Genomic DNA, 8,131 nt, shown 5'->3' with positions numbered 1-8,131 from the left:
CCTGAAAGTGCGGCTTCCTTCGGCTTGAGGAACTCATGAGAAAGTCCGTCTGTCTTGTGCTTCTTACGGCCCTCGCCCTCACGGCGGCAGCCTCCGTGCCGGCGGACCCGGCCGGAGACCGCCTGGAGGCACGGCTCCCCCAGAGGTTTCCCGCCCCCGAGCCCGACCAGTCCCCCGCCCAGGGAAAGTTCCTCGTGGCAAGCCGCCAGATAAAGGACCCGCACTTCATGAGGACCGTTATCCTTCTCATCGAGTACGGCAAGTCCGGGGCCGTGGGGCTCATCGTCAACCGTCCCACCAAAGCACGGCTCTCCGAGGCCCTGCCCGAGGTCGAGGGTCTCCAGGAAAGAGACGATTTTCTTTATTTCGGCGGCCCGGTTGCCTTGAACGAGCTTTTCCTCCTCGTCCGCTCCGAGACGGAGCCGGAGGACTCCACGCAGGTCTTCGGGCGTGTCTACGCCAGCTCGAGCGAGGCCCTCCTCAAGCGTCTGAGCAAGGAAGGCGAGGCGGGCAAGAGTTTTCGCGGATACATGGGCTACTCCGGCTGGGCGCCCGGGCAGTTGGAGGGCGAGCTCGCGCACGGGGACTGGCACGTCATCGAGGCCGATGAGGCGAGCATCTTCGAGAAGCCCCCGGAGGAGGTCTGGCCCGACCTCATCCGGCGGACCGAGTCCCTGCAAGTGATGCTCGGCGGCCAGGGCGCGCCCTAGGGGCGCTTGCGCCCTTTCAGCTCCTCCAGGGCGAGCTTCAGGCCGTCGGCCTTTCCCTCCCAGTAGGCCAGGCGGTCCCGGAGCATCCAAAGCTCCTTGAAGCTCTCCGGCGCGGTATGCTCCAGGGCCCTCAGCTCCGCCCCCAGCTCGGCCCTCTTGCGCAGGGCCTCCTCGTACGCCCGCTCCGCTTTCTCCATGGCCTCCCCATTATAGCAGGAAGAGGACGGCGCTTCTTCCGATTCGGTATAATAGACGTTTTGATTACACCTGAAGGAGGGGTCCCGTGCTCTCTGAGAACGAACGAAAGCGCTACGACCGCCAGATGATGATGGAGGGCTGGGGCCGGGAGGTCCAGGAAAAGCTCAAGGGCTCCACGGTCTTCGTCGCCGGGGCGGGCGGGCTGGGCTCCCCGGTCTCCATGTACCTGGCCGCTGCCGGGGTGGGAACCATCCGCATCTGCGACTTCGACACCCCCGACTGGACCAACCTCAACCGGCAGATACTCCACAACCACGGCCGCCTGAGCACGAACAAGGCTCTCTCGGCCGGGCAGACCCTGAGGGAGCTGAATCCCGACGTGGCCGTCCAGGCCCTGCCGGAGAAAATCGTGGCCGAAAACGTCGACGAGCTGGTGGGGGAGGCCGACCTCGTCATGGACTGCATGGACAACTTCCCCACCCGCTACCTTCTGAACGAATCGGCCATCAGGAAGGGCATCCCCCTGGTGTTCGGGAGCATCTGGGGGATGGAGGGAAGGCTGAGCTTCATCCACGCGCCGGAGACCCCGTGCCTCAGGTGCATGTTCCCGGAAGCCCCGCCCCAGGAGACCTTCCCCGTGGTGGGGACCACCCCCGGGGTCATCGGAACGCTGCAGGCTCTGGAGGCCATCAAGCACCTCTCCGGGCAGGGACAAACCCTGAAGGGCCAGCTCCTCGTGTGGGACGGCGGACGGGTGGAGTTCAGGAAGTTCAAGGCCTACCGGGACCCCGAATGCCCCACCTGCGGGGGGGCCAGGCCCCCTTTTTAAATCTATCGAACCCCTTCTTCACCCATGCACTGACGGCGCGATTCCCGCTGCTCCGGTCTACGAATGCTCCGCCTAAGGGGGTCTCGGACCCCTTTTTAAATCTATCGGATCCCTTTCTTGACCAATGCACTGACGGCGCGATTCCCTCGCCCGGGATATCAGAGGATGGGGGGGAGCCCCTCAGTTGATTCTTCTTCCCTCGTAAAAGAGATGCGCCCGGCGGGGGTCGAAGGCGAGGGCCATCTCCTGGCCCGCTTTCCCCTCGAAGCGGCTCTCCATGCGGACGGTAAGGCGGAGGCCTTCGCCCAGGGCGACGTAGAGGACGGTCTCGGCGCCCAGGCGCTCCAGGACGTCGATGCGTCCCTTGAGGGCTCCGCCCTCTTGGGGCACCACCGCCTCGGGCCTGACGCCCAGGGTGACCACCCGCCCGTCGTACTCCTCCATCGCCTCGAAGGGGGCCAGAGGGGCAGAGAAGGCCTCCCCCCTGAAGCGGGCCCTGCCCTCCTTTACCTCGAGCTTTCCCTCAAGCAGGTTGATGGCCGGGCTCCCTATGAAGGTGGCGGCAAAGACATTGGCCGGGCGCTCGTAGACCTCCATGGGGGAGCCCGTCTGCTGAATTTTTCCTTTGTCCAGGAGGATTATCTTCTGCCCCAGCGTCATGGCCTCCACCTGGTCGTGGGTGACGTAGACCGTGGTGGTGCGGAGCTTCTCGTGCAGCTTGATGAGCTCCAGGCGCATGGCCGCCCGCAGCTGGGCGTCCAGGTTGCTCAGGGGCTCGTCAAAGAGAAAGAGCCGGGGGTCCCTGACGATGGCCCGCCCCATGGCCACCCGCTGCCGCTGCCCCCCGGAGAGCTCCAGGGGCTTCTTTTGGAGCATCTCCTCGATGCCCAGGAGCCGGGCCGCCTCCCGCACCTTCTGCTCCCTCACCTCCCTGGGCGTCTTTCTCATGGTGAGGGGAAAGGCCATGTTCTGAAGTACGTTCATGTGGGGGTAGAGGGCGTAGTTCTGAAAGACCATGGCCACGTCCCGCTCCCGGGGGGAGAGGTCGTTGACCCTCCGCTCGCCGATAAAGATGTCTCCCTCGTCCTCGTGCTCGAGGCCCGCGATGAGCTTCAGCACGGTGGACTTCCCGCACCCGGACGGACCCAGGAGGATGGCGAACTCCCCGTCGGCAACCTCGAAGCTCATCCTCTCGATGACCGCGAGATCCCCGAAGGACTTGGAGAGGCTCTCCACCCTGAGGCCGCTCATCCCCTCATCCCTTGACCGCCCCGGCCGCCAGGCCGCTGACGATGCGCCTCTGAAAGAAAAAGACCACCAGGACGATGGGCACCGTGGCCACCGTGGAGGCCGCCGCTATCTCGCCCCAGGGCAGGGTGTACTGCCCCTGAAAAAGGGCGATGCCCACCGGCAGGGTCTGGTATTTCTGCTGGGTCATCACCAGCAGAGCGAAGAAGAACTCGTTCCAGGCGTAGATGAACACCAGGATGGCCGCCGTAAAAACGCCGGGAGCGGCCAGGGGAACCACAATCCTGAAGAGAGTCTGCACGTGGCCCGCCCCGTCCACCCGGGCGGCATCCTCTATCTCGGCGGGAAGCTCCTTGAAGAAGCTGGCCAGTATCCAGACCCCCAGGGGCAGGGTCAGCGTCACGTAGGGGATGATGAGCCCCTGGTAGCTGTTGAGCCATCCCAGGGAGCGGAGAATCCGCCATATCGGGCCCGCCATGGATATCTGGGGAAACATGGAGACCACCAGGAGGGCACCCAGGAAGAGCCCCTTGAAACGGAACCGCAGCCGGGCCAGGGCGTAACCGGCAAAGGTGCCGAGCCCGATGGTGATGAGCGTGGTGAGCCCCGCCACGATGGCGCTGTTGCGGAGGAAGTGCAGGAGGTTGTAGTTCCGTACGGCGGAGCGGTAGAAGGCCAGGGAGCCCTCCGGTACGACGGTGGGGGGAATGGCGGTCACCTGCACCGCGCTTTTCAGGGAGGTGTCCACGAACCAGAGGAACGGCAGCAGGGAGAGCCCCACGATGAGAAAGGTCAGCAGGAAGAAACCCAGCCGCCGCGCGCTCATGCCTCCCTCCCGAAAAGCCGCGTGCCCACCACCCTTATGTACATCATGGCCACGGCGAAGGTCACCACGAAGACCAGGACCGATATGGTGGAGCCGTAGCCCATGAGCCCCTCGGCGAATATCTTCTTGTACCCGTAGAACTGAAGCACGTTGGTGGCGTCGGCCGGTCCTCCCTGGGTCATGACGAAGACCAGGTCGAAGACCCGGAAGGCGTCCATGGTCCTGAAAAGCAGGGCCACCAGGATGGCCGGCTTCAGAAGCGGCAGGGTCACGCGCCGGAACCTCTGCCACGCATTGGCGCCGTCTATGCGGGCGGCCTCGTACAGCTCCTCCGGGATGCCCTGAAGCCCCGCCAGGATGAGCAGCCCCGCGAAGGCCGAGGCCTTCCACACATCGGCCACCACGATGGCCCCGAAGGCGAAGCCGGGGTCGGCCAGCCAGGCGGTATAGGAGCCCACGTCCGCACCGTGCAGAGCGAAGTTCAGAAGGCCGTACTTGTCGTTGAAGATGAACCGCCACATCTGGGAGGTGACCACCGTGGGGATGGCCCAGGGGACCAGGACCGCCGCCCGCACGATGCCCCGTCCCTTGAACCGCCGGTGGATGACCAGGGCGATGAGAAGCCCGAAGAGGATTTCCAGCCCCACGGAGAAGAAAGCGAACAGCGCCGTGTTGGTCAGGGAGCGGAGGGCCACGCCGTCCCGGAGAAGGGTGCGGTAGTTCTCAAGCCCCACGAAGGGCTGCCCCAGGGCCGGCAGGCTCAGCACTATCTTGTGCAGGCTCAGGTAGAAGGAATAGGCTATGGGATAGTAGGCGAAGACAACCACGAACAGAAGGCACGGGGTGAGCAGAGCGGCGACGAAGAGCTTGTCTCTGGCGGACGCACCGAGGGTCATGGCGGCAGGGCTCAGGGGGACAGGGAGACGATGTCGTTGATTTCCGCCGCGGCCCGCTCCGCCTCCTTCGCGATGTCCACGCCGGGGTCCGAGACGGCCCGGCTGAAGTAGCGCTGCATCACGTGGCTGACGGCGGGATAAAGCGGCGTGCGGGGGCGCGGGTAGGCCGCCAGAAAGACGCCCTTCATCCGCTCGAACTGGGGGTTGGCGCCGAGGACGTCCGGGTCGTCGTAGAGGGCCTTCCGCGTGGGGGCCAGCCCCGCCCGGACGGCCAGGAGCCTCTGCACCCGGGGACTGCTCAGGTACCGGGCAAAGCGCCAGGCGGCCTCGGGGTGCTCGGTGTAGCTGCTTATGCCCACCTGCCAGCCCCCCAGGGTGGAAAAGCTCTTCCCGCCGGGGAAGTGCGGAAGCTTTGTAACGCCCACCTTCCCCGCCACCAGGGAGCGCTCGGGGTTGTTGGCAATCTCCCAGGCGTAGGGCCAGTTCCGGTGAAAGACGGCCTTGCCCTGGATAAAGAGGTCCAGGGACTCGGGCTCCTGGTAGGTCAGCACGCCCCGGGGGGCCACCCCGCCGATGATTTCCTTGCGCACGAAGCGCACCGCCTCCAGGGCGGGAGGCTCGTCGATGCCGCTTTTGCGGGTGTCCCGGTGAAAGAGAGTGCCCCGGTTGCTCATGATGAACTCCATCATGTTACACACCAGCCCCTCGTACTGCTTGAACTGGCCCGAGTAGCCGTACAGGGCGCCCTCGTCCTCCCCGGCCTCGCCCCGGACGATGGTGCGGGCCTGCTCGACCAGCTCCTGCCAGGTGGCGGGGGGCTCGAAGCCGTACTTCTCCAGGAGGTCTTTTCTGTAGTAGAGCATGCCGCCGTCTACGAAAAGGGGCAGCCCGTAGAGGCTGCCCTGGTACGTGTCGGCCAGAAGCGGGCCCTTCAGGTACCGCTCCCTCTCACCCTCGCCCAGGCGGTCGTCGAGCTTCATGGCCCATCCGGCCGCGGCGAACTCGGGGGGCCAGATGACGTCCATCAGAAACACGTCGGCGTCGGTGCTTTTGTTCTTGAGCTTCTGGGTCAGAAGGTCGTGGAAGGCGGTGGAGGAGTGGGGGCCCACTTCTCTTCTGAGGTCGATGTCGGGGTTCTCCCGGCTGAAGGCCGCCAGAATCTCGTCCCAGACCTCCGGCTGGTTGGGCTTCCAGGTGACGAAGGTAAGGACGGTCTTGCCTTCCGGGGCCTTCTTCTCGCAGGAAAGGGCGAAAACGCTTAACGCGATGATGACAGCGGCAAGAAGGCCCCTGCCCCATCTGCTCCCGGGCCGCCTCACGGCGCCTCCCCCACCCGGGCTACTGAATCCACAGGAGCGGCCTGTATATCCAGCCCCTGTCGCCGTACTCGTCCTCCACGTGCACCCACTGGCCGTCGACCTTGAGCACCTTGAAGGAATAGTATTTCAGGGCCGGGCTCGAGGCGGTCTGCTCGTGGTTGGTGCCCGGGCCGGTCCTGATGTTGGCTTTCTCCTCCTTGACCACCGCGCACCGGTAGTCGTGCGTCACCAGGGCGGCATAAATCCAGTAGATGTCTCCGTCCACGTCCTGCACCCTGTACCAGAGGCCGCGCTTGTCGAGCTGCTTGAAGGGCATGTACTTGAACACTTCCCAGAGCTTCTCGTAGCTGGTGCTGGGCCCCTGCCTGAGGTTGGCCTCCGGGGCCTTCACGCAGAGGGCCGAAGCGCTCCCCGGAAGGATGAAAGAAAAAAGGATGGCTGCCGGTATGATGAAACGTCTCATGATTTTCATCAGGCCTCCGCAATGTCCTTTGATGTCATCGGCCATTCGGAAAAAGGAAGAAAGACCGGTCCGTGGCGCCTTGCCGGCCCGTCCCTCTCGCAGAGCCGGGCCCAACGAGTCCCGACTAGTATGGTAAAATTTCCTACGCATGTCAAGAAGGCCCCGGGAAGACCACACGCCGCTCACCGGCGCGGAAGAAGAGATAAAACGCCTGGAGGAAGCCGACAGGCGCTTCATCTGGCACCCCTTCACCCAGATGCGGGACTGGGCGGCGGAGACCCCCGTCGTCATCGCCGAGGGCAGGGACTGCTTCCTGCGCGACGTGCGGGGCCGCTGGTACCTGGACGGCGTCTCCTCCATCTGGGTGAACATCCACGGGCACAGGAAAAAGGAGCTGGACGACGCGGTGCGCGAGCAGCTCGGGCGCATCGCCCACAGCACCCTGCTGGGGCTGAGCAACGTCCCCGCCATCCGGCTGGCCGAGCGCCTGGTGGCCCTGATGCAGGCGAGCTTCGGCCCGGGGGCGCCCTCCCGCGTCTTTTACTCGGACAACGGCTCCACCGCCGTGGAGGTGGCCCTCAAGATGGCCTTTCAGTACTGGGCGCAGAAAGGAGTGGAGGGAAAGCACACGTTTCTCTCCCTCGTAAACGCCTACCACGGCGACACCCTGGGGGCGGTGAGCGTGGGCGGGGTGGACATCTTCCACAAGCTCTTCAAGCCCCTGCTCTTCCCCACCTTCAAGGCCCCCTCTCCGGACTGCTACCGCTGCGCGCTCTGCGCTGAGTCCCCGCCCGACTGCGGCCTCCTCTGCCTGAAAGCCATGGAGCGCATCCTGAAAGAGCACGCCCCTGAGATAGCCGCCGTCATCGTGGAGCCCCTGGTGCAGGCGGCGGGAGGCATGGTGGTGGCGCCCCGCGGGTATCTCAAAGGCGTCAGCTCCCTCTGCAAGCGCTACGGGGTGCTTCTCATTGCCGACGAGGTGGCAACCGGCTTCGGCAGGACGGGCAGGATGTTCGCCTGCGAGCACGAGGGCGTGGTGCCGGACATCATCTGCCTTTCCAAGGGCATTACCGGGGGCTACCTGCCCCTGGCCGCCACCCTGGCCACCGACGAGGTTTACGGCGCCTTCCTGGGAGAATACAAGGAGCTCAAGACATTCTTCCACGGCCACTCCTATACCGGAAACCCCCTGGGCGCGGCCTGCGCGCTGGCCTGCCTGGACGTGTTCGAGAAGGAAGGGACGCTTGAGAGCCTCGCCCCCAACATATCTCTGCTTGAAGACTGGCTCGCCCGCACGTCGCTTCACCCGCACGTGGGCAACGTGCGGAACGCCGGCCTCATGGCGGGGGTGGAGCTGGTGCGGGAGAAAGAGAGCAAGGAGCCCTACCCCTGGGAGGAGAAGATGGGCTGGCAGGTGGCCCTGGCCGCCCGGGACGAGGGGGTCTTCATCCGCCCCCTGGGAAACGTGCTGGTCCTGATGCCCCCGCTTGCCATAAGCCCGGAGAACCTCAAGATGATGCTCACGGTCATCGAGAATGCGATTGCGAAGGTGACGGGGTGAGGGGGAGCAATGGAATCACTGCTTGGTTAACTACGGAACGATGATTCCACAATTTCAATTTCCTTTTCAGTAAGGTTATAG

The 8,131-nt window shown here is 64.9% G+C and carries 9 protein-coding genes; 3 read left to right on the top strand and 6 right to left on the bottom strand.

Annotated features, from left to right (window positions below):
• Window positions 1–35: 35 nt before the first annotated feature.
• Complete coding sequence (locus tag P8Y39_11325; protein MEJ2192915.1) at window positions 36–710, top strand: YqgE/AlgH family protein; 675 nt, start codon at window positions 36–38, stop codon at window positions 708–710.
• On the opposite strand, the gene P8Y39_11320 is transcribed toward P8Y39_11325, so the two are convergent.
• A complete protein-coding gene (locus P8Y39_11320) occupies window positions 707–907 on the bottom strand; it encodes a hypothetical protein (GenBank protein ID MEJ2192914.1) in 201 nt (66 codons plus the stop codon). The two genes, P8Y39_11325 and P8Y39_11320, sit on opposite strands and share 4 nt — an antisense overlap.
• An 86-nt stretch (window positions 908–993) precedes the next feature.
• On the opposite strand from P8Y39_11320, the gene P8Y39_11315 reads away from it, so the two are divergent.
• Window positions 994–1,737, top strand: coding sequence for a HesA/MoeB/ThiF family protein (locus P8Y39_11315; protein ID MEJ2192913.1), 744 nt, complete (start codon window positions 994–996; stop codon window positions 1,735–1,737).
• A 180-nt stretch (window positions 1,738–1,917) separates the two neighbouring features.
• Here P8Y39_11315 and ugpC read toward each other — a convergent pair whose 3' ends face one another.
• The 5 genes from ugpC to P8Y39_11290 are packed head-to-tail and all read right to left on the bottom strand — an operon-like array spanning window position 1,918 to window position 6,498.
• Window positions 1,918–2,988 (bottom strand): sn-glycerol-3-phosphate ABC transporter ATP-binding protein UgpC, encoded by a 1,071-nt coding sequence (gene ugpC / locus P8Y39_11310; GenBank protein MEJ2192912.1) that lies wholly within the window; start codon window positions 2,986–2,988, stop codon window positions 1,918–1,920.
• 4 nt (window positions 2,989–2,992) lie between these two features.
• Window positions 2,993–3,811: a carbohydrate ABC transporter permease gene (locus P8Y39_11305; GenBank protein MEJ2192911.1), complete on the bottom strand. Its 819-nt coding sequence runs from the start codon at window positions 3,809–3,811 to the stop codon at window positions 2,993–2,995.
• Window positions 3,808–4,707: a sugar ABC transporter permease gene (locus tag P8Y39_11300; GenBank protein ID MEJ2192910.1), complete on the bottom strand. Its 900-nt coding sequence runs from the start codon at window positions 4,705–4,707 to the stop codon at window positions 3,808–3,810. The genes P8Y39_11305 and P8Y39_11300 overlap by 4 nt, the downstream gene beginning before the upstream one ends.
• 11 nt (window positions 4,708–4,718) lie before the next feature.
• A complete protein-coding gene (locus P8Y39_11295) occupies window positions 4,719–6,026 on the bottom strand; it encodes an ABC transporter substrate-binding protein (protein MEJ2192909.1) in 1,308 nt (435 codons plus the stop codon).
• Between the two features lie 19 nt (window positions 6,027–6,045).
• The gene (locus P8Y39_11290) at window positions 6,046–6,498 is read right to left on the bottom strand and encodes an SH3 domain-containing protein (protein ID MEJ2192908.1); all 453 of its coding nucleotides are present in this window, start codon (window positions 6,496–6,498) and stop codon (window positions 6,046–6,048) included.
• Between the two features lie 139 nt (window positions 6,499–6,637).
• Between P8Y39_11290 and bioA the strand changes: the two genes are divergently transcribed.
• A complete protein-coding gene (gene bioA / locus P8Y39_11285; GenBank protein ID MEJ2192907.1) occupies window positions 6,638–8,050 on the top strand; it encodes an adenosylmethionine--8-amino-7-oxononanoate transaminase in 1,413 nt (470 codons plus the stop codon).
• The last annotated feature ends 81 nt before the right edge of the window (window positions 8,051–8,131 follow it).

The organism is Nitrospirota bacterium (assembly GCA_037386965.1).
In the GTDB taxonomy this organism is placed as follows: Bacteria; Nitrospirota; Thermodesulfovibrionia; order Thermodesulfovibrionales; family JdFR-86; genus JARRLN01.
The sequence above is the reverse complement of the archived record's forward strand: the minus strand, read 5'-3'. Positions and strand labels throughout refer to the sequence as shown.

Bases quoted from the DNA above. Each gene is read 5' to 3' on its own strand.
- P8Y39_11325 (MEJ2192915.1), top strand. From the start codon at position 36: ATGAGAAAGTCCGTCTGTCTTGTGCTTCTTACGGCCCTCGCCCTCACG.
- bioA (MEJ2192907.1), top strand. From the start codon at position 6,638: ATGTCAAGAAGGCCCCGGGAAGACCACACGCCGCTCACCGGCGCGGAA.
- P8Y39_11290 (MEJ2192908.1), bottom strand. From the start codon at position 6,498: ATGAAAATCATGAGACGTTTCATCATACCGGCAGCCATCCTTTTTTCT.
- ugpC (MEJ2192912.1), bottom strand. From the start codon at position 2,988: ATGAGCGGCCTCAGGGTGGAGAGCCTCTCCAAGTCCTTCGGGGATCTC.
- P8Y39_11300 (MEJ2192910.1), bottom strand. From the start codon at position 4,707: ATGACCCTCGGTGCGTCCGCCAGAGACAAGCTCTTCGTCGCCGCTCTG.
- P8Y39_11320 (MEJ2192914.1), bottom strand. From the start codon at position 907: ATGGAGAAAGCGGAGCGGGCGTACGAGGAGGCCCTGCGCAAGAGGGCC.
- P8Y39_11305 (MEJ2192911.1), bottom strand. From the start codon at position 3,811: ATGAGCGCGCGGCGGCTGGGTTTCTTCCTGCTGACCTTTCTCATCGTG.